The 23,583-nt window shown below is 45.2% G+C and carries 22 protein-coding genes, 1 pseudogene and 1 riboswitch; of the genes and pseudogenes, 8 read left to right on the forward strand and 15 right to left on the reverse strand.

Annotated elements, in window-relative coordinates; translation table 11 throughout:
• Positions 1-77 precede the first annotated feature (77 nt).
• The 5 genes from QFZ78_RS17040 to QFZ78_RS17060 form a co-directional block, all read right to left on the reverse strand.
• Positions 78-365: a CD3324 family protein gene (locus QFZ78_RS17040; protein ID WP_029194044.1), complete on the reverse strand. Its 288-nt coding sequence runs from the start codon at positions 363-365 to the stop codon at positions 78-80.
• 827 nt (positions 366-1,192) lie between these two features.
• Positions 1,193-1,954 (reverse strand): LamB/YcsF family protein, encoded by a 762-nt coding sequence (locus tag QFZ78_RS17045; RefSeq protein WP_307555742.1) that lies wholly within the window; start codon positions 1,952-1,954, stop codon positions 1,193-1,195.
• A gap of 357 nt (positions 1,955-2,311) precedes the next feature.
• On the reverse strand, positions 2,312-3,286 hold the full coding sequence (locus tag QFZ78_RS17050) for a 5-oxoprolinase subunit C family protein (RefSeq protein ID WP_307549307.1): 975 nt from the start codon (positions 3,284-3,286) through the stop codon (positions 2,312-2,314).
• Positions 3,276-4,064 (reverse strand): 5-oxoprolinase subunit PxpB, encoded by a 789-nt coding sequence (pxpB, locus tag QFZ78_RS17055; protein WP_307549309.1) that lies wholly within the window; start codon positions 4,062-4,064, stop codon positions 3,276-3,278. Before pxpB ends, QFZ78_RS17050 begins: the two co-directional genes overlap by 11 nt.
• Entirely contained in the window at positions 4,061-4,861 is an 801-nt protein-coding gene (locus QFZ78_RS17060) for an alpha/beta hydrolase (protein ID WP_307555744.1), read from the reverse strand. The genes pxpB and QFZ78_RS17060 overlap by 4 nt, the downstream gene beginning before the upstream one ends.
• Before the next feature lie 103 nt (positions 4,862-4,964).
• Between QFZ78_RS17060 and QFZ78_RS17065 the strand changes: the two genes are divergently transcribed.
• Together QFZ78_RS17065 and QFZ78_RS17070 are read left to right on the forward strand one after the other, a co-directional pair.
• Complete coding sequence (locus QFZ78_RS17065) at positions 4,965-5,285, forward strand: heavy metal-binding domain-containing protein (RefSeq protein WP_029194039.1); 321 nt, start codon at positions 4,965-4,967, stop codon at positions 5,283-5,285.
• Entirely contained in the window at positions 5,282-5,527 is a 246-nt protein-coding gene (locus tag QFZ78_RS17070) for an HD family phosphohydrolase (protein ID WP_307549312.1), read from the forward strand. The genes QFZ78_RS17065 and QFZ78_RS17070 overlap by 4 nt, the downstream gene beginning before the upstream one ends.
• A gap of 69 nt (positions 5,528-5,596) precedes the next feature.
• Here QFZ78_RS17070 and QFZ78_RS17075 read toward each other — a convergent pair whose 3' ends face one another.
• The gene (locus tag QFZ78_RS17075) at positions 5,597-7,174 is read right to left on the reverse strand and encodes a bifunctional metallophosphatase/5'-nucleotidase (protein ID WP_483874841.1); all 1,578 of its coding nucleotides are present in this window, start codon (positions 7,172-7,174) and stop codon (positions 5,597-5,599) included.
• A 165-nt stretch (positions 7,175-7,339) separates the two neighbouring features.
• Between QFZ78_RS17075 and QFZ78_RS17080 the strand changes: the two are divergent.
• Together QFZ78_RS17080 and QFZ78_RS17085 are read left to right on the forward strand one after the other, a co-directional pair.
• Positions 7,340-8,309: pseudogene (locus QFZ78_RS17080) on the forward strand (phosphate/phosphite/phosphonate ABC transporter substrate-binding protein).
• 191 nt (positions 8,310-8,500) lie between these two features.
• A complete protein-coding gene (locus QFZ78_RS17085) occupies positions 8,501-8,749 on the forward strand; it encodes a hypothetical protein (protein ID WP_307549316.1) in 249 nt (82 codons plus the stop codon).
• 99 nt (positions 8,750-8,848) lie between these two features.
• Here the strand turns inward: QFZ78_RS17085 and phnE are convergent, their stop codons facing one another.
• The 3 genes from phnE to QFZ78_RS17105 form a co-directional block, all read right to left on the reverse strand.
• The gene (phnE, locus tag QFZ78_RS38575; RefSeq protein WP_373459992.1) at positions 8,849-10,423 is read right to left on the reverse strand and encodes a phosphonate ABC transporter, permease protein PhnE; all 1,575 of its coding nucleotides are present in this window, start codon (positions 10,421-10,423) and stop codon (positions 8,849-8,851) included.
• Positions 10,420-11,193 (reverse strand): phosphonate ABC transporter ATP-binding protein, encoded by a 774-nt coding sequence (gene phnC, locus QFZ78_RS17100; RefSeq protein WP_307549318.1) that lies wholly within the window; start codon positions 11,191-11,193, stop codon positions 10,420-10,422. Before phnC ends, phnE begins: the two co-directional genes overlap by 4 nt.
• 173 nt (positions 11,194-11,366) lie before the next feature.
• Positions 11,367-12,395 carry a HoxN/HupN/NixA family nickel/cobalt transporter gene (locus QFZ78_RS17105; RefSeq protein WP_307549320.1) on the reverse strand — a complete coding sequence of 343 codons (1,029 nt, stop codon included), beginning with the start codon at positions 12,393-12,395 and terminating at the stop codon, positions 11,367-11,369.
• Positions 12,396-12,560: 165 nt separating this feature from the next.
• Here QFZ78_RS17105 and QFZ78_RS17110 point away from each other — a divergent pair, with 165 nt between their 5' ends.
• The 3 genes from QFZ78_RS17110 (at position 12,561) to QFZ78_RS17120 (ending at position 14,767) form a co-directional block, all read left to right on the forward strand.
• A complete protein-coding gene (locus QFZ78_RS17110; RefSeq protein WP_307549322.1) occupies positions 12,561-13,373 on the forward strand; it encodes a sensor histidine kinase in 813 nt (270 codons plus the stop codon).
• Positions 13,373-14,044, forward strand: a complete 672-nt coding sequence (locus QFZ78_RS17115; RefSeq protein ID WP_307549324.1) for a response regulator — start codon at positions 13,373-13,375, stop codon at positions 14,042-14,044. Before QFZ78_RS17110 ends, QFZ78_RS17115 begins: the two co-directional genes overlap by 1 nt.
• Before the next feature lie 96 nt (positions 14,045-14,140).
• Positions 14,141-14,767 (forward strand): YcnI family copper-binding membrane protein, encoded by a 627-nt coding sequence (locus tag QFZ78_RS17120; RefSeq protein WP_307549326.1) that lies wholly within the window; start codon positions 14,141-14,143, stop codon positions 14,765-14,767.
• 60 nt (positions 14,768-14,827) lie between these two features.
• On the opposite strand, the gene QFZ78_RS17125 is transcribed toward QFZ78_RS17120, so the two are convergent.
• Complete coding sequence (locus tag QFZ78_RS17125) at positions 14,828-15,316, reverse strand: dihydrofolate reductase (RefSeq protein WP_307549328.1); 489 nt, start codon at positions 15,314-15,316, stop codon at positions 14,828-14,830.
• 30 nt (positions 15,317-15,346) lie between these two features.
• Positions 15,347-16,291, reverse strand: coding sequence for a thymidylate synthase (locus QFZ78_RS17130; protein WP_307549331.1), 945 nt, complete (start codon positions 16,289-16,291; stop codon positions 15,347-15,349).
• Between the two features lie 187 nt (positions 16,292-16,478).
• Positions 16,479-16,522: riboswitch (PreQ1 riboswitch) on the forward strand.
• An 11-nt stretch (positions 16,523-16,533) separates the two neighbouring features.
• On the opposite strand from QFZ78_RS17130, the gene queF reads away from it, so the two are divergent.
• Positions 16,534-17,034 carry a preQ(1) synthase gene (gene queF, locus QFZ78_RS17135; RefSeq protein WP_029198588.1) on the forward strand — a complete coding sequence of 167 codons (501 nt, stop codon included), beginning with the start codon at positions 16,534-16,536 and terminating at the stop codon, positions 17,032-17,034.
• Positions 17,035-17,107: 73 nt separating this feature from the next.
• Here the strand turns inward: queF and QFZ78_RS17140 are convergent, their stop codons facing one another.
• From QFZ78_RS17140 to QFZ78_RS17155, 4 genes are all read right to left on the reverse strand, one after another.
• Positions 17,108-17,881, reverse strand: a complete 774-nt coding sequence (locus QFZ78_RS17140; RefSeq protein WP_373461039.1) for a DUF421 domain-containing protein — start codon at positions 17,879-17,881, stop codon at positions 17,108-17,110.
• Positions 17,835-19,079: an ATP-binding protein gene (locus tag QFZ78_RS17145; protein ID WP_307549335.1), complete on the reverse strand. Its 1,245-nt coding sequence runs from the start codon at positions 19,077-19,079 to the stop codon at positions 17,835-17,837. The genes QFZ78_RS17140 and QFZ78_RS17145 overlap by 47 nt, the downstream gene beginning before the upstream one ends.
• A 139-nt stretch (positions 19,080-19,218) precedes the next feature.
• Positions 19,219-22,623, reverse strand: a complete 3,405-nt coding sequence (locus QFZ78_RS17150; RefSeq protein ID WP_307549337.1) for a cadherin-like beta sandwich domain-containing protein — start codon at positions 22,621-22,623, stop codon at positions 19,219-19,221.
• A gap of 686 nt (positions 22,624-23,309) precedes the next feature.
• Complete coding sequence (locus tag QFZ78_RS17155) at positions 23,310-23,555, reverse strand: hypothetical protein (protein ID WP_307549338.1); 246 nt, start codon at positions 23,553-23,555, stop codon at positions 23,310-23,312.
• Positions 23,556-23,583 lie beyond the last annotated feature (28 nt).

Below are 23,583 nucleotides of genomic sequence, written 5' to 3' on the forward strand. Positions count from 1 at the left end.
CATTTCCTTCAATTTGACAGCAATCTATACTAGGCAGGCTTAACGAAAAAAAAGCAGCACCTCTAGGGATGCTGCTTCTATGCCTGATTAGCTGTTAATTCGCGTGTTTTCACGATAATTTTGCGGATGCTGTCTTCCGATAAATGAAAGACTTTGATTAGTTCCATTACGGTGGAACCAGTTTGGTACAACCGGAAAATTTCTCGATTTCTACGCTCGATGATAATACGTGTTCCGTTATTTTCTCCCCATCCAGCGCGCTTCTGCTCTTTCTTAGGGATATATACAATTTCACCTTGGATATATTCTTGTAATTGTTTTAATAGGTTAGGGGGAAGAACGTCTTTCCCGTTCTTGTAACTCATGGATGAAAACCTCCTCAAATTGTCGAGCAAAGTTAAACTTTGTCTGATTTGCAGAGAGTATCTTCATCGCCCCATAACCTCCTACCATTCTCGAAAAATGGAATAAAAAAAACACGATCATAATCGTGCCTGTCGGTTGTATATGCAATTATACACTTCAGGTGAACGGTTATTCCACGAATGATATTCAGTTAGGAGACGAGTACCTCTGCGGCGGCCGCAACATTCATCGCTACTGTCATTGTGTTCATTAAAAAGCACTCCTTTCACCAGATAGTTTAATTTTTTGGAATTGGGTGGAGAGCAAATTCTCTCCTAATTAATGGTGTTCACTATGTGTTCACATTCTCATTATATGTAAAAAGCATCTCGCTGTCTACTCATTCAGGAAAAATATGCGGGGGCCTAGCGACCCCCGTTTGGAACGATGGACTCTGCTTACGCAGAGACCACCTCTGTTGTTGTTGTAATCACTTTGATCACTCCTTTCCGAAGTAATTAGCCGGCCGGCTACCTCTATATTTACTCATATTTCCAGCTTGTTCTCAAGTGAAAGAATAGTTATAAAGATTCTTTCCTAGGTGGCAATGATTGGATGTCTGATCGTAACCTGGGATCCGCGGTGTATCAGTCGAAGTGAAGGTGGTTGATTATCCAGATGACGCATTAACACTGAATATAGCTGGAGGTTTTCCCGTTAATGCATTTTCATCGGTATCCTAGTGAAATTAACAGGAGGAATTCCATTGTTTATCCTACAGGTCTCCCGTATTCTGAATATCTTCGGACGACTAGAGTTCCTGTTGCGGTGTGGGGAAATAAGCTGACTAATGCCCGAGCGCCATCACTGCGATGCCGCTGCTGTTTAGCAGCGCGCGGATGTCCCGCGCGAACTCCACGGCGTGTGCACCATCGCCGTGGATGCAGATCGTGTCCGCGCGCATGCTCAGATCCTCTCCCTCCTGGGAGAGGACCTTCCCTTCGCGGACGAGCCTTACGACCTGCGCCGCAGCGTCGGCGGCGCTGAAGAGCAGCGCCCCCGGCTGATCGCGGGGCGTTAGCGTGCCGTCCCGCTGGTAGCTGCGGTCCGCGAAGGCTTCGCTCGCGGTCCGCAGCCCCGCGGCGGCACCCGCCCGCAGCAGCTCGCTGCCGGGCGGGCCGAACAGCGTCAGCTCCGCGCTGACGCTGGCGGTCGCAGCCGCAATGGCTGCGGCGAGATCATGGCGCTTCGCAGCCATGTGATAGAGCGCGCCATGCGGCTTGACGTGCTGCAGGCGTCCGCCTTCGGCGTGGACGAACGCCTGCAGCGCACCGAGCTGATACAACGTCAGCTCGTATGCCTCCGCCGGCGTGATCACGATCTCGCGCCGGCCGAAGCCCTGTAGATCGGGTAGGCCCGGATGGGCCCCGATCGCAACGCCCTTGCGCAAGCACCGCTGCACAGTGCTGCGCATGGTTGCGGGATCGCCTGCGTGGAACCCGCAGGCGATGTTGGCGGAGCTGACGAAGTCAAGCAGCTCCTCATCCCGCCCAAGGCGATAAGCGCCGAAGCCTTCACCCATATCACAATTCAAGTCAATACGCAGAATTCTCACTCCCAGTCCTTCTATTTTCCAGCCCTTCAGCTCTCAGTTTTTCAGTTCTCAGTTCTCAGCTCTTCAGTCCTTCAGCCCTCAGCTCTCCAGCTCTTCAGCCCTTCAGCTCTCAGCTCTCAGCCCTTCAGCTCTCAGCTCTCAGCTCTTCAGCTCTCCAGCTTTCCAGCCCTCAGCCCTCAGCTCTGAGCTCTCCATCTCTTCAGCCCTCAGCTCTTCAGCTCTTCAGTCCTTCAGCTCTCCATCTCTTCAGCTCTCAGTCCTTCAGCCCTTCAGTCCTTCAGCTCTCCAACTCTCCAGCCCTCAGTCCTCAGTCCTCAGCTCTCCAGCTCTCAGCCCTTCAGCCCTCAATTCTCACCCACGATCCCGCACCCAAGCCCGAACCCCAGCCTCAAGCAGCCGCAAATCCATCGCCTGCAGCAAGATCTGCTCCTGGGCTTCACGGTAGCTGACCTCTCGGAAACGAAGCTTTCCGCCTGGTTTCACCTGAGCTACTAAAGGAAGATCGGCCGTGATGACATGCGCGATGCGCGGGTAGCCTCCGGTTGTTTGGCAGTCCGCCATCAGCAAGATGGGCTGTCCACTTGGGGGTACTTGAATCGTCCCTTGGACGACAGCTTCTGAGATCATCTCACTCGGTACGCCATCAGAGAGTTCAAGCCTCATCCCTTCCAAGCGATAACCCATACGATCTGATTGCGCGGTAACAATATAGCTTTGAGACATTAAGCTGCGTATGCTTGCGTCTGTGAAAAGAGCAGCTTCCTTCCCTTTTACGACTCTTACAACAGGATTTTCTTCATAGCCCGGACGAATAAAGGCACTCACTGACCCTATATGGTGAAGATAATCGCCTATCACCTCTTGTCTTACCGGCAAATCATCTCCAGCTTGTAATGCCCTCCCCTGATGGCCGCCTATTCCTGCACGTAAATAGGTGCTTCTGCTGCCCATCACAGGTTTCACCTCGAAACCACCATACACGGCTAAGTAGGCTCTGCACCCCTTAACTGCATAATGAACGTTTAACTGGTCTCCTTTACGGATCATAAATGGTCGCCACAATGGAACCCGAATACCATCCCTATCTGCTTCCATATCAGCTCCACATAGAGATAGCAGCATATCCTTTTGCGCAACCATGCTTGGTCCTAGCAGTGTGATCTCTAGAACAGCTGCGCCTCTATCATTCCCAACGAGTATATTGGCTGCTCGATGTGCAAAGAGGTCCATGGGGCCAGATGTAATGACGCCATACTTCCGTTGTCCGTACCGCCCCTCATCCTGCAAGGTTGATAATAATCCTGGCTTGATGACCTCAAAGCCCATTTCCCATGTTCCTCTCCTTTTCATATTGAAACTGCTCTGCCGTGATGGATACAAATCTTACTTGATCTCCTACCTTCAGTAGTGATGGATGATCAGACTCTGGACGAAATAAAGCCAACGGGGTACGACCAATCAAATTCCAGCCGCCCGGCGTTTCAAAGGGGTAGATGCCTGTTTGAGCGCCGCCAATGCCTACCGAGCCGACAGGTATCCTCGTCCGAGGTACCGGTTTCCTTGGTGTAGCTAGCTGGTCGTTCAATCCACCCAAATAAGGAAATCCAGGTGCAAAGCCAATCATATATACTGGAAAGATCTGTGAGGTGTGCAGGTGCACGATCTCTTCCTTGCTAACACGATGATAGGCCGCGACATCCGCAAGATCCGGTCCATAATCCTCACCGTAACAAACAGGGATATCAATAGTTCTCCCAAGCTCATTCATATGAACCTCATTTGTATGCTCAAAATTATCCAAGAGACTTTGTATATGTAATAAGACAATGTCATAGGGGAGTAACGTATTCGTCCAGCTGGCACGCCCATTTTTTCGGGTGGTTCCCTCTTCTGAATAGTGGCTGTAAACCTGGAAGCTGTCATAATATATCGTGATTGTTGTATATGCCGTTACCATTTCGATAAAACCTTCAAAACGATTATTCACTAGGTAAGCTGTTAATTGACGTACTCGATTCAGAATCGATAAATCAATATCTGAACCAAGCCTAATCACAATAGCCGAATCTCCAAGCATATGGCATTCGTAAAATAGTTTGGTCATGCAAAATGTTGCTTTTTGAGCCAATTTGCACATAGTTCAGGCCAAATGTAAGCTTCCTGATGATCAACAGCTATTCCAATACCATGACGTCCGCTCTCAAACACGTGCAGGTCAAAAGGTACTTTATGACGGCTAAGCGCTCCTGCAAAAAGCAAACTGTTCTCTACGGGTACGGCCGCATCATCAGCAGTATGCCACAGAAAAGTCGGTGGGGTATGCGCTGTTACTTGTTGCTCGTTGGATAGCAGCTTGACTAACTTCTCATCCGGTGTTTTTCCTAGTAAATTAAGCTTTGAACCTTCATGTCCATACTCACTGGAGAAGGTAATAACGGGGTAACACAGCACCATCACATCGGGACGACAGCTTTGTCTTTCGATCGGATCGACGGATTCCTGATCCCCTGCATCGTAATGTGTACCGGCTGTAGAAGCTAAATGTCCACCGGCCGAGAAGCCGAGAATACCAATGCGGTTCGAATCGATTTGCCATTCTTCAGCATGATGCCTTACTGTTCGAATTGCCCGCTGTGCATCTTGGAGTGGAACCGGGTGTTCGTAAGGAGCTACGCGGTAATTCAAAACAAGTGCTGTGATCCCAAGTCCGTTTAACCATTTCGCAAGGGGCTCTCCCTCATGAGCAGCACGCCTACCGTAGCCTCCTCCGGGACATACTATAACTGCAGAGCTCAAGCCTTCCTTAGACACAGGGTATAAAGTCAAACTCGGGCATCCTTGGTTATCGTCACCTATACTATCCTTGGATGCTCCGGGCCATAATTCAATCGTTTTTATCATACTCAATGTGAAACCCCCTATTTTCATTTTCGTACTAAGTTAATAATATCGAATCTTAATCAAGTAGCAAGAGTCTATTTTACAAATAAAGGAGATGTTCTTCATGATAGTAGCTACAACAGAAAACATCGCAGGCTATGAAGTCACGGAAGTGTTGGGCAGTACTTTTGGGGTCGTTGTGCGAGCCAGAGGGATCGGCGGCGATATTCTTGCCTCTTTAAAGGGACTTGTCGGTGGGGAAGTCACGCAGTATACCCAGATGGTAGAAGACGGACGAAAGCAAGCCATGGACCGATTAGTCAAAAATGCCGCAGCTATGGGCGCTGATGCCATCGTAATGATGCGTTTCGATAGCGGTGACATCGGACAAAATATGAGTGAAATCGTCGCTTATGGCACTGCCGTCCGGACACGAAGGCTATGAGTGGACTCGGTCCGATTTTACTTATTTATGGAACATGGATCGTCGGCTTTATCATTCTCCTTCTTCTGGGCTATCTCATTTATGACAAACGCTATAAAAACAACGGTTCAACGAACCCTAGCAAGCCTTCAAACGGCTTTGTCTCAACGTCAGAAGTATTCATTGATCCCAAGGATGGATTCACTTATCGGGTGTATTACAATCCTAGATCAGGGGACCGGGAATACATTCGCGAATCCTAACGCCATTCATCAAAAAAGCCGTACACAACTACACTCTCTCTTATGTGCGGCTTTATTTATAACCACAACCTAGTCCCAGATGACTTCCCAATTTTCGTTCACACTAGCTTCAATGGTACCGCGCTCCATGATGTAACCTGCCAATAGTTCAGCCACATCAGTAGGGATATCCTTGATCACCGGTTTATCTTGGAACATCGCATAATTGCCACCGCCTGCAGCCCGGTAATTATTCATAACCACATCATATAAGGCTTCGAGATCCAGCGGTTTCCCTTCATATTCCAGTTGTACGACACGCATGCCAATGGGGCGGGATATGTTCAATTTATAGGTAATCCCTTCCCACATATCATAGTTATAATGCGACGGCTTCGGGTCTCTAAACTTGCTGCTCACTTGAACTTCACCAGCTACTGTTAATTCAAAGTATTCTGCTGATTGCTCTAACGCATCCTTGATGTCTTGTCCGGAAATGCGTATCACTTTCAAAGTATTCGGGTAAATGTAGTTTGACACGATGTCCCTCATTGTTATGTCGGCTGGAAACCCAGGTGATACATTATCAAACAGTGCTGTATTTGAAATGGCTGCTCCCGAGAGCTCCATCTGAACACAATTGATGAACTCGATTAGCGCATTGTCCTTCAAGCGAATTTGCATGGGATCTTTGACGAGCATATCTCCGGACAGCTTACCAATTGGTTGGTCAAGCCACTCCTGTGTCTTCGCTTCATATGCGCTGACAAGCTCTATCAATTTCTTGTCCGCTTCCATATTAGCCACAGAAACCAGCTCCGATTTCTTGGCATCGATGAGCCATTTGCCATCTACCATCGAGAGCTCTAATTCTACTTTACCAAGTGTTACACCGGCAGTTCCTGGTTGAACAATGACGACACCATTGATTTCTACTCCCGCAATGCTTCGGTGTTGATGCCCTGTAAGCAGAACATCTATCCCTTCTACTTCCATGCATAGTTGATAGCCCTGGTTCTCTCCCGTTAGAGGCTCCGTAGGCTCACCTGTCGTTAGATGTCTTTCAAAACCGCCATGGTAGGAGACTACAACGGCATCCACTTGTTCATGCTCTTTAAGTACCTTTACCCATTTTTTAGCCGACTCTAAAGCATCTTCGAACCGCAGACCCTTGATATGATCGGGATTTTCCCAATTCGGAATATAGGGAGTTGTCAATCCTAGAATTCCTATGCGAACGCCGTCCGATAACTCTTTAATCAAATATGGTTTTCCTAGGAACGGTTCTCCGCTTTCCGTATCCACAATGTTGGCACATAACCAAGGAAACTTTGATTCCTTAACCGCTTTACGCAGAACACGAAGTCCATAGTTAAATTCATGATTGCCAATAACAGCCGCATCATAACCCACATAGTTCAGACCAAGGACCATCGGGTCCATTGTCTCGTTATCTAATCTAGCATGATGATAAGCAAGCGGCGTTCCTTGAATCAGGTCCCCATTATCGATCACAATAACATGGGCTTCTTTCTTTCGTTCTGCAGCTATAAGTGCAGCCACCTTGGATAAACCCACATCGTTCGGTTGATTGTTTGCATAGTGAATAGGCAGCATATTTCCATGCAGGTCACTCGTTTCTAGTATAGTTACTCTACTTTTCTGCAGTTTACTAAGTTGAGTCAATTTCCCCACTCCAAAAATATTATTTTGTAACACTGTACATAACGACTGTCAGATTAACAAAAACTTCACACTATCTTCCATATATCTTATGATAATGTTATAGTACAACATATGTAAATTATATATTAAACGGAGGTCAAAAAAGAGATGAAAAAAAAATTAACTATCATTAGCTTGTCCATGATCGTTGCTGCAGGTGTTCTTGCAGGTTGTGCAAAAAAAGAGGAAACAGCTCCTGCTGCCTCCGCAACTGCTAAAGCTTCTGCTACTCCGGCTGCAGCTGCAGGCTTCGTACCTAAAGAGCTTAAAGTACAGTTCGTTCCTTCCCAAAATGCAGAGACGCTTGAAGCAAAAGCAAAGCCTCTTGAAAAACTATTAGGAGACAAACTAGGCATCCCTGTTAAGGTTTCCGTATCAACAGATTATAACGTTGTTATCGAAGCAATGGCATCCAAACAAGTTGATGTTGGCTTCTTGCCTCCAAGTAACTATGTTGTTGCTCATGACAATCGTAAAGCTGCAGACCTTTCTTGTACAAGCAACACGTCTAGGTGTTGACGATACAACAGGCCAACCTACCAAAGATCTTGTTGATTTCTATAAATCAGAGATTCTCGTTAAAGCAGATTCCCCAATCAAGACTGTTGCTGATCTGAAAGGCAAGAAAATGGGCTGGCAAGGTGTTACATCCGCAGCTGGTTACGTTTACCCAGGATTCGTACTGAAAAAAGCTGGCGTAGATCCAGTTAAAGATGTAACTGGCGTTCAATTCCAAGGCCATGATAAAGCGGTTATCGCTCTTCTTAACGGGCAAGTTGACGCTGTAGGCGTATTCCAAGACATTCGTACGAATATGATTAAAGATTACCCAGATGTATTCAAACAAACTCGCGTTCTTAGCTTCTCTGATAAAATTCCTAATGATACCATCGCTGTTCGTTCGGATATGGATGCTGCATGGAAAAAGAAAATCGCGGACGCGTTTATCGCGATCGGTAACGACCCAGAAGGTCAAAAAGTCATTTTCGATGTTTACTCACACAAAGGCTATGTAGCTTCTGAAGATTCCAAATTCGACATCGTTCGCAGCGTTAATAAAGAAATGGGCTTGAAATAAGCTTAGTTCCCTGTAAATTGAAAATACCTCTACATGATCTTTTCGAATCATGTAGAGGTATTTTTTTGCATTCTACTCCGAACCTCCCTTGCATACTATGAATGTGGCACTTCCACGTAAATGTTTTTTTACTTTTGCATGACAAACGTTTACCTGGACCTGTCATATATCATAGTGAGGTGAAAAATTGGATGTTCGAAATGCTTATTAGTTACAAAAAAGAAGTCTCTATCCGATGCGGTAAAGACGAGATAAGGGGTGTCATTACGAATTACTATCCTACTTTTCGACTTTTGAAATTGAATAACGTCTTGATTCCTATAGAGCTGATCGAACAAATTGAGGTGTTAGAACCCGTCTTGGATTCATTAACCCAATCAAAGACCCACCGTGAAAATAGGTCACTTCGCTTGGTAGCCCAAGGAAGGCATTACAGCTAATGCTTAGATAAAAACGCATAAGCCTCCAACCCCACTATGATAGCTGGAGTTGGAGGCTTATTTTCAACTATATTTCACTTGTAAATACTTTCCCCTGCCTCATACAATGCGTTTGCGGAGTGTCCCTGAGATGTAGTCAATGACAGAGACGGTGACAATAATCCCAATGAGGATGATACCTACTCGCGGCCACTGCCTCGCGTTGAGCGCGAAGATGAGTGGCGTACCGATACCGCCTGCACCAATAACACCTAGCAATGTCGCTGAACGGACATTAATCTCAAAACGATATAAGGTATACGAAATGAAATCGGGAATGACCTGAGGCACCACGGCAAATGCCATCCGCTGCCAGATGTTTGCACCCACAGCCGTCATGGCTTCCGTAGGTCCCATATCCATATTCTCAATGGCTTCTGCATAAAGTTTGCCGAGCATCCCTACAGAATGAAGTCCTAAAGCCATAACCCCAGCAAAGGCATTAGGACCTACTGCTTTAATAAAGATCAAAGCCATAATAATCTCCGGTATTGTTCGTACGACACTCAAGAACAATTTTCCTGTACTTGAAACGGCACGAAATCGACTCATATTAGCTGCTGCCCAGAAGGCAAACGGGAGACAGACAATAGCTGATACAAAGTTTCCTAAGTAGGAAATGGATAGGGTTTCAAGCAAGGATCGAAGTAAATCTTCACCTTCTGGAATATAAACATATGCCCAGTCAGGATGCAGTAAACCGGATAACATGGATTTCGTGAGAATCCAAGTCGTTGGTTGGAAGCCCGTCAACTCAAGGCCAGTTAATGCCCATATGAACAAGGCAGCAACGGCAACCCCGCCGATTATCTTATACGTAGTTGAACGCGAAGCTGACATCGGTTTCGCGCTGCCTTTTAGCAAATAGGAACGGAATCGTGTACTGACCAAATCAATAAGAACAACAACTAATAAGGTATAGATAACAATGGCACAGGACTGATCGTAACGGAACAGATCTAGCGTATTTTTGAGCAGCAAACCAATTCCACCGGCTCCAACCAATCCGAGAATGGCTGAGGCCCGAATACTAACCTCGAATGTGTACAATAAATGAGCCAAGTACGTAGGCGCAACCTGAGGAATGACGCCGAATCGAATGAGTTTGAGTTTGTTAGCGCCAACAGCTGTCATCGCTTCAAGTGGTCCGGGGTCAATAGCTTCCGTTGATTCATAAGAAAGCTTAGATATAATACCAAAGGTGAAGAAAATTAGTGCAAGTGTACCAGCCGTTGGGCCAAAGCCTACCAATACAGCAAATAGTGCTGCGTAGAGCAGATCTGGAATTGTACGGAACAAATTCATGATAAGTCTAGCTGGATAGAACAACCATGGCGCCGTTGTAACATTACGAGCTGCTAATAGTGCCATCGGGAAAGCGAACATGGCTCCAATTGCTGTACCAATAATGGACATCTGCAGCGTTTGTGCCATTGGCTTCCATATATCAGCGAAAAACAGCCAATCCGGCGGAAACATCTCGGCTATGAATTTAAGAATCTCCGGAGTACCTGTAACGAGCTTCGTCAGCGTCGCATCTGTCTGATAAATACTCCCAATCAGGAAAAGCACCATGATCAGAGCAATGAGATAGATTTTCGTACGAGGAGGTTTCTTGACTGTCGCTGCACTCATTCCTCCAGCACCCCCAAGAGCTCGTCTTTCTTAATCGCACGGCCATAAATCTCGGAGAATACATCATCCGTTGCTTCCGAAACGGGTCCGTCGTATACGACCTTACCTGCACGAAGTCCGATAATTCGAGTGGCATATTCACGTGCAAGGTCAATAAAGTGAAGGTTAACGACAGTCGTTATGCCGAGCTCTGTATTGATCCGCTTCAAGTCGTCCATAACTTGTCTCGTCGTTAGTGGATCAAGGGAGGCTACTGGTTCATCTGCTAAAATGATTTTCGCTTCTTGTGCCAGAGCTCTCGCGATGGATACACGCTGTTGTTGACCGCCGGACAATTCATCGGCGCGTGAATAAGCTTTTTCCCGAATATTGACTCTCTCCAGCGCTTTCATGGAAAGCTCGATATCGTGTTTGGGGAACAAACCAAGAACTGTGCGCAGGGTGGAATGGTAGCCTACTCGTCCGGATAATACATTTCGAATCACGGTTGAACGCTTGACCAGGTTAAAGGTTTGGAAGATCATTCCGATATCTCTGCGCATGCGGCGTAATTCGGCACCGTTCGCCTTTGTTATGGATTTGCCATGAATTAATATTTCTCCATCAGTCGTCTCATGCAAACGGTTAATCGCACGCAGTAAGGTGGATTTACCCGCTCCTGATAGACCTACAATAACAACGAATTCTCCGGGATGAATAGTTAAGTTAATATCATTCAAACCAACAGTTCCGTTAGGATATACTTTGGAAATATGCTTAAACTCAATCATATAAGTCCTACTTTCTTTTACAGATTATCTGAAGTTCAGACAGACTACTTTCAACGTATTTCGGCAAAATCCTTTTTTCTTTGATAACCTTTAGAAAATATTCATATTCCATTGTTATCCATAACAAAAAAGTGGCCTCATAAGCTGCATGAGACCACTTTTATCACGATGATTTAGACTTTTGCACGCCAGCGTTCTTCAATCTTCATCCCTTTCCAAACCGCAATGGAAATCGCCCACGCCACCACGAACAGACCAACTAAGATATAACCCAATGTCCCGAAATCAATCTCCTGCAGCCACGTCCAGAAGGTCCCTTCCAATTTGAATTCTTCGGAGAGAACTTGACCTAGCTCGATCACGCCAATAATTAAAGCAGCAATGACGGCCAGTGCGGTCACTGTTAAATTGTAATAAAGCTTACGTACCGGTGTATGAAATGCCCATTTGTAGGCTTTGGTCATGAACATCCCGTCCGCTGTATCGAAGAGGCTCATCCCTGCCGCGAACAGCAGTGGAAGTGAAATGACGCCAATGAAAGGGATAGCCTCCTTCGCCGCATGGGCAGAGATCGCTAGCAGCGCAATTTCGCTCGCTGTATCAAAACCTAAACCAAAGAGAAACCCTAACGGGTATACATGCCAGCTTTTGCCTATGAAAGAAAAAAGAGGTTTGATCATTCGAGCAATGAATCCGCGGGACTCGAGAAGCTCCTCAAACTCTTTATCGTCATTTGTGCCGCCACGAAATTTCAAGAACATTTTATATAGATTGATAAGAATGAGCAAATTTAAAATACCAATAATGACAAGAAACAGACCGGAAACCGAAGCGCCGATAACTCCCCCAAAACGCTGCATCCAAGGAAGCTCACGTGCTGCCCATTGCACAGAGAATGCAGTCACAATGGCCATGATGAAGACGACAGAGGAGTGTCCCAATGAAAAGTAGAAACCAACACCTAATGGATTCTTCTTCTGCTGAAGGAGCTTGCGCACGGTATTGTCGATCGCCGCAATATGGTCAACATCGAAAGCATGCCGCATTCCTAATGTATAGGCGAGAAGTCCAATCCCCCAAAAGGCAGGCGTCATTTTCGCTACACTATATAATCCGATAAGCCCAAGTATATGTAGGAGGACGATCACACCAACGTATCCAGCCCAGCTTCTTCTCTGCTGTAGTATTGATTTCCACATCATTGACACCATGCCTTTCTTTTCGTGTTACGATTTAATAATAATGTAGCACACGTGTGCATGACTTGAGAAGTACCTACCTCATTTTTTTGTGAAGAAATCTAACACATATCTGATATAATAGATACCGTTCCAAAGATGGACTACGGAAGGAATGGATCGGCCCTTATGTCTCTTCGTATTTTCAAGCTTTTTACGATTATAGTGCCTGTTCTCATCATCGGCGGCTTTGAGTATATACGTCATGAATTTTTACTTAATTATTTAACCATGGAAGCTGGTAATTTCACGATTACCATCATTACTTTGCTGCTTTCCTATCTCTTTGCTTCGTGGATGTTTCAAAGTATTGAGCGCAGCAATGAGAAAGTGACAATCGGTGAAGCCCGCAGAGCTGTGTATGAAGAACGTGAGCGTTTGGCCAGGGAACTGCATGATGACTTGGCTCAAACTCTTTTCTTCCTTAATGTGAAGTTGAAACAAGGAGATTTAGAAGAAGCCAAAGCGGCGGTGTCCGAAATCGATAACTCGCTGCGACAAGCCATTTTTAATCTGAGAACACCACCGGAGGAAGGGGCTAACTTCCAGCAGCGCATCCATAAATTTCTGGAGAATTGGCAATTGGTGACGGGTATTGAGCTTCATGAGAAGTTAACCGTGGAAGAGAACAGCTTCTCTTCTGGAGAAGAAGTTCAGCTTTTCGGCATTATACAAGAAGCGTTCACCAATATACGTAAGCATTCGATGGCAACGCAAACTTCAATCGTTCTGGAAGCCCAACCTGAGGCATGGCGACTACAGATTACTGATAACGGAAATGGGTTCCATCACGGAATTTCAAAGGGGAAGACCTATGGCATTGAGTTAATGCAGAAGCGTGCGGCCGAACTTGGTGCATCTTTCGAGCTTAAGATGAAGGATCCTGACGAGATGGCAGCGGGAACTACACTTTTGGTACAAGCAGATAGGAGGAGGAACTAATGCCGAGCAATCAGCCGTTCCGCGTACTCATCGTTGACGATCATCCACTGGCAAGGAAAGCGATTCGCAGCATGCTGGAGCCTGTATCCGACTTCTATATCGTGGGAGAAGCGAACAGCGGTGAAGAAGCTATTCTTCTTTGCGGCGAGGTCGCGCCTGATGTCGTTTTGATGGATATACATATGTCCCCTATGGATGGACTTGAAGCAACGCGGCGCATTAAGCAAGCATACGGGGCTATACGCATCGTCATGCTCACCGTATCCGATGATGTAGCGGACCTCTTTACAGCGCTGCAATTCGGAGCTCAAGGCTATTTGTTAAAAAACATGGACCCTGACGAATGGCTCACTTACTTACGCGCGCTGCTCGACGATAATTCAGAAGCCGCAAGGGGGATGGCGGATAAGCTTTTCCAAAGGTTCCGCGCACCCATTGGTACGCATACAGAAGGCCCGACACCGAGCATGTTGACCTCTCGGGAACAGGAAATTACCGCCTATGTTGCCTTAGGGGATAACAACCGGCAGATTGCAGAGAAGCTGCTAATATCCGAGCATACGGTTAAAAACCACATGAAAAACATATTGGTAAAGCTTGGACTCGAGAATCGTGTCCAGCTCACCGCATTCGCCATTAAGCACGGACTGACACGAAAAGGACAAAACTAACCCTCAAAAATAGCCCAGTCGAGTCATACTCTTATGCTTGTCGATCAGGTAATATGGACAACATGATAAGAGTTAACTTGAAGGGGGAATACGTTTATGTTTAAAAAACTGATGTTACATGCAGGTATTATGTTGATTGGCTCTATGCTTCTCGCGGGTATCGCAAGCGCCCACGTTACTGTATATCCGAAAGAATCCACACAAGGCAGCTACGAGAAATTTACGGTACGTGTGCCTTCAGAGAAAGACATTCCTACTGTGAAAGTAGAAGTGAAATTCCCTATGGATGCTGTAGCGGTTTCTCGCTTCGAGCCCAAAGCAGGTTGGACCTACGAGCTAACCAAAGATTCCGCTGGTAAAATTACAGGTGTCACCTGGAAAGCTACCGGAGAAGGACTTGCTAGTACGGAATTCGGAGAATTCAATATGCAAGGCAAGGTAGCGGATGCTGCTACTGAGATCGTGTGGAAAGCCTATCAAACTTATAAGGATGGCAGCGTGGTTGAATGGGTCGGCGCTAATGGATCTGACAAGCCTGCTTCTGTAACGACAGTCAAAGCCAAAACAGCTGCTGGTGCTACGACAGATAGCCACGGACAGGTAATAGCTGGCAGTGCTGCAGCCAGTGGCACGTCATCCAACACGCCTCTCTACCTCTCCATTGCTGCAGTCGTACTTGGAGCTTTGTCCCTGATCGTTTCGCTAACAAAAAAGCGTAAATAATAAAAAGGCCTTGAGCGCTCTGTGATAATAACAGATAACTCAGGGCCTTTATTTATTTCATTAAGCTTGTTTTCGTTGGTAGATCCTGAAGTAATACTCGTAAGGATTTTTCTCGTTCCGTTCGCCTTGTTCACTGGATACCAACGTCCATTCGGACAAGTCTAGTTCGGTCATAAACGTATCCGCTTCAAACTCATGCTCGATGTGCGTAATGTACATGCGGTCCACGGTGGAAGTAAACAGTCGGAAGATTTCCGCCCCGCCGATGACGAACAGTTCCTGATCACGGAAGCCGTCCACCGCTTCTTGCACAGAGTGAATGACTTCACAGCCTTCCGCTTGGAACTGTGGATTTTGAGTGAGAATGATGTTGCGTCTGCCCGGTAATGGCTTTCCAATGGAGTCGTACGTCTTCCGCCCCATAAGAATAGGGTGACCCATCGTCACGGTTTTGAAAAACTTCAGATCCCCTGGTAAATGCCAAGGCAGTGTATTATTCACACCGATGGCTCGGTTGCGATCCATTGCAAAAATAAATGAAATACTCATGCAGGAGCCCCTCCCTTCGTCACATGTTGTTTATACAGCCACAGGTGCTTTAATCGTTGGATGCGGATTGTAATCCAGCATTTCAATATCACTAACGTCGAAATCAAATATAGAAGCGACATCCTTGTTCAGCTTGAGCGTAGGCAATTCTCGCGGCTCGCGGCTGAGCAGGGTTTGAATTTGGTCCATATGGTTCGAATAAATATGGGCATCTCCGATCGTATGTACGAACTCACCTACGCCTAACCCGCATTCATGTGCAATAAGATGCGTCAGCAGTGCATAGCCAGCGATATTGAAAGGTACGCCGAGGAACGTATCTGCGCTGCGTTGATATAATTGGCAGGACAGCTTGCCCTCCGCCACATAAAACTGAAACAAGGTGTGACAAGGCGGAAGCGCCATACTGGGTACATCCTCCGGATTCCATGCAGATACGATGAGACGGCGAGAATCAGGGTTCGTTTTGATCATATGAATAACTTCTTTTAGCTGATCAATCGTGCCTCCCTGCGTTGTCGTCCAATCCCTCCATTGTTTGCCGTAGACATCCCCTAGCTCACCGTATTGCTTGGCAAATTCGTCATTCTCGAGCACCTTTTTCACAAACTCATCCATTTGCTCATCGTATTGAAGCTTGAAGGTCTCGTCTTGCTGTAAGCGTAACCCGAAATTACGCATATCCGGTCCCGAATAATCTGCGCTCTCCACCCATTTCTTAAATGCCCATTCATTCCATATGTGGTTATTATGTTGTAACAGATAACGAATATTCGTGTCGCCTTTAATAAACCACAACATTTCACTAGCGATTAAGCGAAAAGGCACCCTTTTCGTCGTTACCAAAGGAAATCCTGCTGCAAGATCGAAGCGCATCTGTCTGCCAAATACTGAAATTGTCCCTGTTCCCGTTCTATCTTCCTTTTTCGTACCATTAGTAAGAATATCTTGTAATAGTTCCTGATAGGCTTTCAAGCTTACAAACCTCCATCTCTATGTTACACATGTATTTATCTATTTTACCCGCATAGGACCCTTTTGGCTACCTGTCTGCAATCGTGAATATACGGAAACTTTCGTATTAAAAAGTGGCCTCTCCACGAAATTCCATTAGCGACGAGGATGCATTTTGCTTGCGTATATGGTACATTTCTAATGAAAAAAACAAGAGGTTCGCGAACTCCCTCTCTAAAAAACTATGAAATGAGGAACCACCCATGTCAGCAGGTAGAAGCAATGAAGATTTGAAAGAGATTACCTTACTAGGCAATCAAGGAACCAAATATGTGTTTAACTATGATCCAACTTTATTAGAAGCATTCGATAACAAGCACCCGAACAGGGATTACTTTGTAAAGTTTAATTTCCCTGAATTCACTAGCTTGTGTCCAGTAACTGGACAACCTGATTTTGCTACACTCTACATCTCATATATACCGAATATTAAAATGGTGGAGAGCAAATCACTTAAGCTGTACCTGTTCAGCTTCCGGAATCACGGTGATTTCCACGAGGACTGCGTCAATATTATTATGAATGATTTGATCGAGCTGATGGCGCCTCGTTATATCGAGGTTTGGGGCAAATTTACCCCGCGCGGCGGTATTTCTATCGATCCTTACTGCAACTGGGGTCAACCCGGCACGAAGTTCGAAGCGATGGCTGAGCATCGATTGATGAACCATGATCTTTATCCGGAAAAAATCGATAATCGCTAATTGGCAGATTATAAGTATTAAGCTTAATCAGTCCCTTGGGTATTAGGGAGTGGTTAGGCTTTTTTTGCTGAATCTATTTAAGTTGGTAGAAAAGTCCGTTTGAATCGGACCATTCTGCAAAAAGAACTCGTTCATGATGGCTGATTCCACTCAGCTGCAAAAGCTGCTTCAGCCATTCCGGGTCACGGCCGAGACGCTCCAGCGCTGCTTCATTGATACTCCCATTCTCAATAATACTCTCTGGCAGGCAGACCCTTTTCTTAGGAGAATCTTCTTCTCCATTGTTTTGGCTTGCCGCATCATTTTGGCGGAGCACACTAATACTGCCATTCGTCTCGAACAACGCATAAGCAACATCCCTCATAGAGAACACATTATTTTCCCGCAGCAGCATACTTAGTTGAGCAAAGTCCAGATTGTTACGCTTCATCGCCTTGAAGTTAATAACCCCATCACGGATAAGTAAATCTGGTGTTCCAGATGCATATCGTGAAATCCAAGGGACAGCCCATATAAACTTCTCGAGGCCAAGCGCAAGCAGTGTCCAGATCACAAGTGCGAATACAAGGTGGCTAAAATGAACATTGACATCATAAATCGTATTTCCAACTAACTCACTGAGCATTAAGGAGGAGACAAAATCAAATGCCGTAAGCTGAGATATCTCTTTCTTTCCCAGAAGTCGTGTGTCATGATCAGCAAGCCAACCAAAGCAACAACCAACTTTACGGCAATGCTTACATACATAGTAATTTCCATCATCATCACTCCCAGATCTGTCACTTAAAAAGGTATGACCCTTACAAAGGCAAAGTAATTGTGACAGTCGTACCGACGCCTTCCTCACTTTCGTAGATCATTTCCCCATTCATCGTTTCTATAATCCGAATGCTAACCGCAGTCCCTAATCCCGTTCCAACATCTTTCGTTGAATAGAACAAATTACCGATACGAGAGAGCTGATCTTTCGTCATTCCCTTGCCATTATCAATAACTTTGATTTCGGCTCGGCCAACCAATCTTTTTAAGCTTACCTGCACCTCTCCTTTGGCGGGCGTCGCTTCAATGGCATTTTTAATCACATTCACCAAGGCTTGCTGCAATTGTCCACGATCCGAAAAGATATAAATATGATCCTCAAGACTGTCCGTAATCTCAACACCATTCTTCATCGCCATTGGCGTTAGAAGCACAATAATGTTGTTTAATACATCAGAAAATGAAAAAGATTCTAATTTGGTTAGTTTCGGCTTGGAAAAATTTAAATAATCATTAATAATCGATTCTGCCCTTGCTAATTCCTCCATTGCAATATTCAGGTATTGTTGATTCTTCCCTTGCTCGTTCGGACGCATAAGCTGCAGAAACCCTTGAACAACCGTTAAAGGATTACGAACCTCATGTGCAATGGATGCAGCTAACTCGCCTAGTGTTTTCATTTTTTCCGCTTTTTGAATTTGAACTTTCATTTTAAATCGTTCTTCATGTATTTCTTGCAGCAAGGATGATAACCAGGTTCCTAAAACTAGGAGTAGGCCAAAAGAGATTATAGCAGGAATAATAGCAAGATCAAACGTTTCAAAGCCTTTATAAAGAGACACATAGCTCATTAAAATGAGCAGCATAACCAGCAACGGACTTAGTGAAACCAATATTGCTGCCTTTATTCGTGAGCTTCCAGTTAATCCTTTGATTTTGTAAGAAGCTATAAAGGGGATGATAAAACTGAGTGTCATGCTAATATAGCCAAATAAAAGCGCATCTCCACCAAGATACGTACGCATCAGCAATATCATAATATAATTAATAACACCTGCTAAGGGCCCCCAATAAATACTTGAAATGACAAGGGGAACATAGCGTAAGTCCCAAAACAAATCAAGTTCATAGTAAGAAAATAATAAGCAAAGTGAGGAGGCTGTTCCATAAAGTAAGCCCATCACAATCGGTGACGGATCGTTGCGCCATCGCTCTCCAAAGACGTTTTGTAATAAGACAGGAGCAAGGACGATAAGGATGTTCAAAAATAACTTTTCTATTAACATAGCTTACTCTGCTCTCCCCTCAATCCATTCCTTTCAATGTTTCTGCAAGGGTAAGCGTTATCCTTTTTTAACAGGAAAATAAATGTTAAAAAAGAAGAGTCGGGAGGGAATCCTCACCGACTCTTATCAGTTAATAGCTTTATTTGTCCTTGTCTTCGTCTTTATCCTTGTCGATGCCTCTCAACACAATAAGATTGTATGCTTTAGTCGAGATATCCTCAGCCGTCACTTGAATTTCAATCGTGTTCTCACCCTTTTTCAAGTGAATAACATCAGATGCTGCTCCACTTGCAACTAATGCTCCGTTTACTGTTACCTTTGCCCGACTATCTGCGACTGTTGGCGTGACGGTGATCTTACTAGTTCCATTTGACACCGATGTCGTGTATGCTGTTACATTCGCTCCGAATACCGGACTTAATGTTCCCTCACTAATCGTCAAGCTGCTTAAATTCGCATTGTTTGATAACAACCGAGTTACTGTCAGTTGATATGTCTTTGTTGAATGATCTTCGGCCGTAACAACAATATCGATCCTATTTTCGCCCACATTTAGCTGAATGTCACTGGAAGCCTCTCCGCTAACGACTAATGCTCCGTTCACCGTTATCTTCGCTTGACTGTCTGCCGCCGTTGGATGGATATTGATTTGATCTATCTCATTAGACACATTTGACGTATATTCGATTACAGCTGCATCAAATGCAGGACTTAATATACCTGCACTGAGTGTTAAATTGCTTAAGGTATTGTCGTTCGAAGGCCATATTTCCGTAGCCGTCACACCAGCTGCTTTTTCATAATTAGTCCCGATATTATTTAAAAAGTTCTTACTGACCGTAATATTTGAGCCTGCTTGCAGCTGAATACCATTCGTATTTCCTGTTAGCGTATTTCCTGTAATTTGTACATTTTGAGGATCTCCCTGTCCCACACTATTGGCATTTTGGTCACCATTGTCGTGTTCGAGCAGAATTCCCCAGTAATTATTGGCTGTATTATTGCGAATTAGATTATTGATGATCCGAGTACCTGGTCCGTTTAAAATGTTGATCCCAACGCCGTTATTGACCGTTGTCGTGTTTTCAATTGTGTTGTGCTCGATCAATGTGTCTGGCGTCCCCATCGTAACGACAATGCCTTCACGTGAATTTCGAATGACATTGTCATGAATGTAGTTATTCGGCCCCGTTTTGCTGTGGTTGCTTGGCGCTGTACCGCCTGTGTTTCCAAGCCCTATGCCCCCGCCGGTGAAAATGTTTTCGATCGTATTCCCGTGAACTTCATTCAGGTACTCGAGCTCACCATGAAGATCAATAGCATCCAATTTGGTATTGGTATAATGATTATTTCTCAGAACGTTATTGTGCGCTACATTTTGGATGAGGGAACCATGACGCAAATACGGCCCTTCAAACGTAGAATCTTCCACCACATTCCAATACGTATCATTATCGAAACCGAGCCTATCGACCTTCGGCATTCCTTGAATGGATGTTCCATAGCCTGCTCCGCCGCCACCGAGATCGGTTGCATTACGGAATGTACTGCTGCGAACTACAATATCATGGCTGTTCTCAATCCGAATCGCCATTCGTCTAAACCGTTCAACAGTAACCTGATCAATGGTCACGTTATAGGATGGATTCTCGCCATAATTCGCAATGGCAATCATACTGTCGGGTCCCCCGGCCTCTGGATTATTCGTAGCATGCTCTAAGGAAAATGTACGATTCCAAGTTGAGGTTACTGTCAGGTTCGAAACGACAATATCGTGTTGATTGGATGATTTCAAAACTGAACTATTCTTGACGTCGTCAATACTTGATTTCAAAAGGGTGCCTGTTTGGCTTTCTCCCCTTACATTCACTCCGGATTTGAGTTTTATGTTAATAAACCCGTCAGGCGATGTTTTTAAATTATATACACCATTCGGTAAAAAGACTTCGTCGCCGAAAGCGGCAGCATTGATGGCATTCTGAATAGCTATCCGATCATCTTGTTCATTATCCGCTGGGTCGGCGCCATAATCTACCACATTGATGGTATTCCCTGTTACTGCGTTAGGTGTATGCATGGCATGCTCGGAACCATCTGGTTTCGTCAAGCCAGCCTTCGTGAAAGGAACTGTGCCTGGAGGAGCTGTAGGCGTAATATTCGGAACAATCGCAACCGGTGTATCTCCTGATACGTAAGGTGCATAAATCATCACTTCCGTTAAGCTGGTAAAAGTACTGCCATCCGAATTACCATGTCCTACAACTCTTAAGAAGCGAGCATTAGTGTCCGGGAAATCAAATGCCTGCATGTTAACCGTACTCGCGCGGCTGCTGCCACTAAATACATTCGTCCATGTTGTAGCGTCATTTGAAGTTTGAATATCGATTAGGGTAGAACGTTGATCTCCTTTATAAAAAGCTATCCCCACGTACCCAATACTCTTCGTTTGTCCTAAGTCAAACATCACATATTGACCATCGCCAGAAGCTGACCAACGGCTGTATAAATTGTTATCCAGTGTATTGCTCTCAACATTCCCATCGCTGCTGCTAGCATTAACTTCCACAACCTGCAGGGGAGTAACAGGAGAAGTTAACGTTGTCGCGCTGTAGGTCAATGGCGTTGAGGAATAGTTCCCAGCCGCGTCTCCTGCGATGATCTTAAAAGTATAGCTCGTATTTGGCGTTAATCCTTCGACGTTATAATACGTACTGCCATAAACGGTAGAAATTACGGAGTCATTTTGATAGACCAAATAGTTGGTTACCAAGGTATCATCTGTAGCTGCTGGCCAGGTTAATTGGACAAAGTCCGTTCCCAAATTACTAGACTTTAAGACAGCGTTTGACGGCCAAGTAGGCGGTGTATTATCGCCTTGAACCACTCGCTTCACCACCAGCTGCGGCTTAGGATTGGATGCCGTCGTTTCTTTGGAATACACATTAACCGATCTGCCTAAGCCTTGTGAATCACCAACAACGAAGGATACTGCACCATCCGATAAGTGCTGTCTTACATAGTCAGTCACGTCTACCGTATATAGTGCCGGCTTGGATATCGTATTATGCTGAGTTACTATAATTTGCCCGAGTTGAGCTAATTGAGACAGATCCGTTTGGGGCGCTGTATTCCAAGTAATTGCTGCTTCCTGCCATGTAATATCGTTCTGAGCGAACACTTGTAAAGGTGTGTCCACGTCATTTGCGCCACTCCCCCGTTTTGCAGAAACCTGCAAATAATACTTGTATGCACTGTCCGAAACTGCAGCCACGTTAAATTTATAGTAGGCCTGTCTTTTGACTGTATGGCTGGACAAAATGTTGTATATACCAGTTGTTGAACTCGTTTTGGTATCAAAGTTCGTATTTGCGATTGCTGCATTCGTAGTGTCCATCGCGATAGCCGCGTCCGCTGTAGGCAGCAGGGCAGCCACATCCACCTCAACATCAATCGCCTTTCCTGGCGAAGGGATGAGGAGTAATGAGAAAACCATTGAAATCATTAACATCATGGCTAGCTTTCTTTGAATGAGATGAATTTTCATGTCAACAAGCTCCTTATTCTGTTTAATAGTTTGATAGTTTGAAACCTATATGTAAGCGTATACAAATCCCTTGTGACCATCATCATACTCCCTTTCAAGCTAATTTTATTGTCATTTATTTAGGTCTTAGAGGGGTATTATTAGGATTTGACCGCCTTAGCGGCAAGTCTCGGTCAGCTTAGTTGCAAAAAGTGCAGCAAAATGTCTCGCTCCACTTTCGCTCCATTCGGGCCTCCGAGACAGCCTTTTCTGTCTTCTCAGGCCGCAAACCCGCTAACTTCCCTACTCTCGACAGTTGAGAAGCCTTTTTCAGACGTCTCGCTCCACTTTCGCTCCATTCGGGCCTCCGAGGCAGCCTTTTCTGCCTTCTCAGGCCCGTAAACCTGCTAACTTACCTGCTCTCGACATTGAGAGGTCTTTTTCAGACGTCTCGCTCCATCTTCATCCTTGTTTTTCTGTACCTGTCACCCTTCCTCTGAGTCAAGTACACCCAGCTAGCTGCTCTAAGTGAAATAATACTCAAGTTGTGACCAAATTGGACGATCATGGAACAACAGGGGAGTTATCGAGGAACTAAATTGAAACTAGCAGCAGTTCGCTTTTTACTTTAAAGAACGGATAGCCCTAGGCAGTAAAAAGAAAAAACCGATCCATAGGGATCGGCGTTTGGAATCTATTTTTTTAAACTAATATAAAGGTTTCGTTTGGTACACAGGTGGTTGAGGCTGAGGGCATTGCGGGAACGGGAGAATATCCCGAATTTGATTGAATGCATAATGTTTGGTAGCAAATTGGGTGTGATATAAATATTCGATCACGTAAATAGACCCACCTTCAATACTACACAGAATACCAGAAACGCCGGTGCCGTCCACTAGGGATACACCTACTGGTCTTCCGATCCAAGCATACGCTTTGTGCTGTAATGACATAGGTCATCACCTCCTGAATTACCTTATG

This window comes from Paenibacillus sp. V4I5 (assembly GCF_030817255.1).
Classification (GTDB): domain Bacteria; phylum Bacillota; class Bacilli; order Paenibacillales; family NBRC-103111; genus Paenibacillus_E.

Coding starts and splice junctions, on each gene's coding strand:
- QFZ78_RS17060 (WP_307555744.1), bottom strand. CDS start 4,861: ATGATAAAAACGATTGAATTATGGCCCGGAGCATCCAAGGATAGTATA.
- phnE (WP_373459992.1), bottom strand. CDS start 10,423: ATGAGTGCAGCGACAGTCAAGAAACCTCCTCGTACGAAAATCTATCTC.
- QFZ78_RS17150 (WP_307549337.1), bottom strand. CDS start 22,623: ATGAAAATTCATCTCATTCAAAGAAAGCTAGCCATGATGTTAATGATT.
- QFZ78_RS17145 (WP_307549335.1), bottom strand. CDS start 19,079: ATGTTAATAGAAAAGTTATTTTTGAACATCCTTATCGTCCTTGCTCCT.
- QFZ78_RS17065 (WP_029194039.1), top strand. CDS start 4,965: ATGATAGTAGCTACAACAGAAAACATCGCAGGCTATGAAGTCACGGAA.
- QFZ78_RS17125 (WP_307549328.1), bottom strand. CDS start 15,316: ATGAGTATTTCATTTATTTTTGCAATGGATCGCAACCGAGCCATCGGT.
- QFZ78_RS17070 (WP_307549312.1), top strand. CDS start 5,282: ATGAGTGGACTCGGTCCGATTTTACTTATTTATGGAACATGGATCGTC.
- QFZ78_RS17105 (WP_307549320.1), bottom strand. CDS start 12,395: ATGATGTGGAAATCAATACTACAGCAGAGAAGAAGCTGGGCTGGATAC.
- QFZ78_RS17115 (WP_307549324.1), top strand. CDS start 13,373: ATGCCGAGCAATCAGCCGTTCCGCGTACTCATCGTTGACGATCATCCA.
- pxpB (WP_307549309.1), bottom strand. CDS start 4,064: ATGACCAAACTATTTTACGAATGCCATATGCTTGGAGATTCGGCTATT.
- QFZ78_RS17120 (WP_307549326.1), top strand. CDS start 14,141: ATGTTTAAAAAACTGATGTTACATGCAGGTATTATGTTGATTGGCTCT.
- QFZ78_RS17050 (WP_307549307.1), bottom strand. CDS start 3,286: ATGGGCTTTGAGGTCATCAAGCCAGGATTATTATCAACCTTGCAGGAT.
- QFZ78_RS17110 (WP_307549322.1), top strand. CDS start 12,561: ATGTCTCTTCGTATTTTCAAGCTTTTTACGATTATAGTGCCTGTTCTC.
- QFZ78_RS17155 (WP_307549338.1), bottom strand. CDS start 23,555: ATGTCATTACAGCACAAAGCGTATGCTTGGATCGGAAGACCAGTAGGT.
- QFZ78_RS17085 (WP_307549316.1), top strand. CDS start 8,501: ATGTTCGAAATGCTTATTAGTTACAAAAAAGAAGTCTCTATCCGATGC.
- QFZ78_RS17040 (WP_029194044.1), bottom strand. CDS start 365: ATGAGTTACAAGAACGGGAAAGACGTTCTTCCCCCTAACCTATTAAAA.
- phnC (WP_307549318.1), bottom strand. CDS start 11,193: ATGATTGAGTTTAAGCATATTTCCAAAGTATATCCTAACGGAACTGTT.
- queF (WP_029198588.1), top strand. CDS start 16,534: ATGTCAGCAGGTAGAAGCAATGAAGATTTGAAAGAGATTACCTTACTA.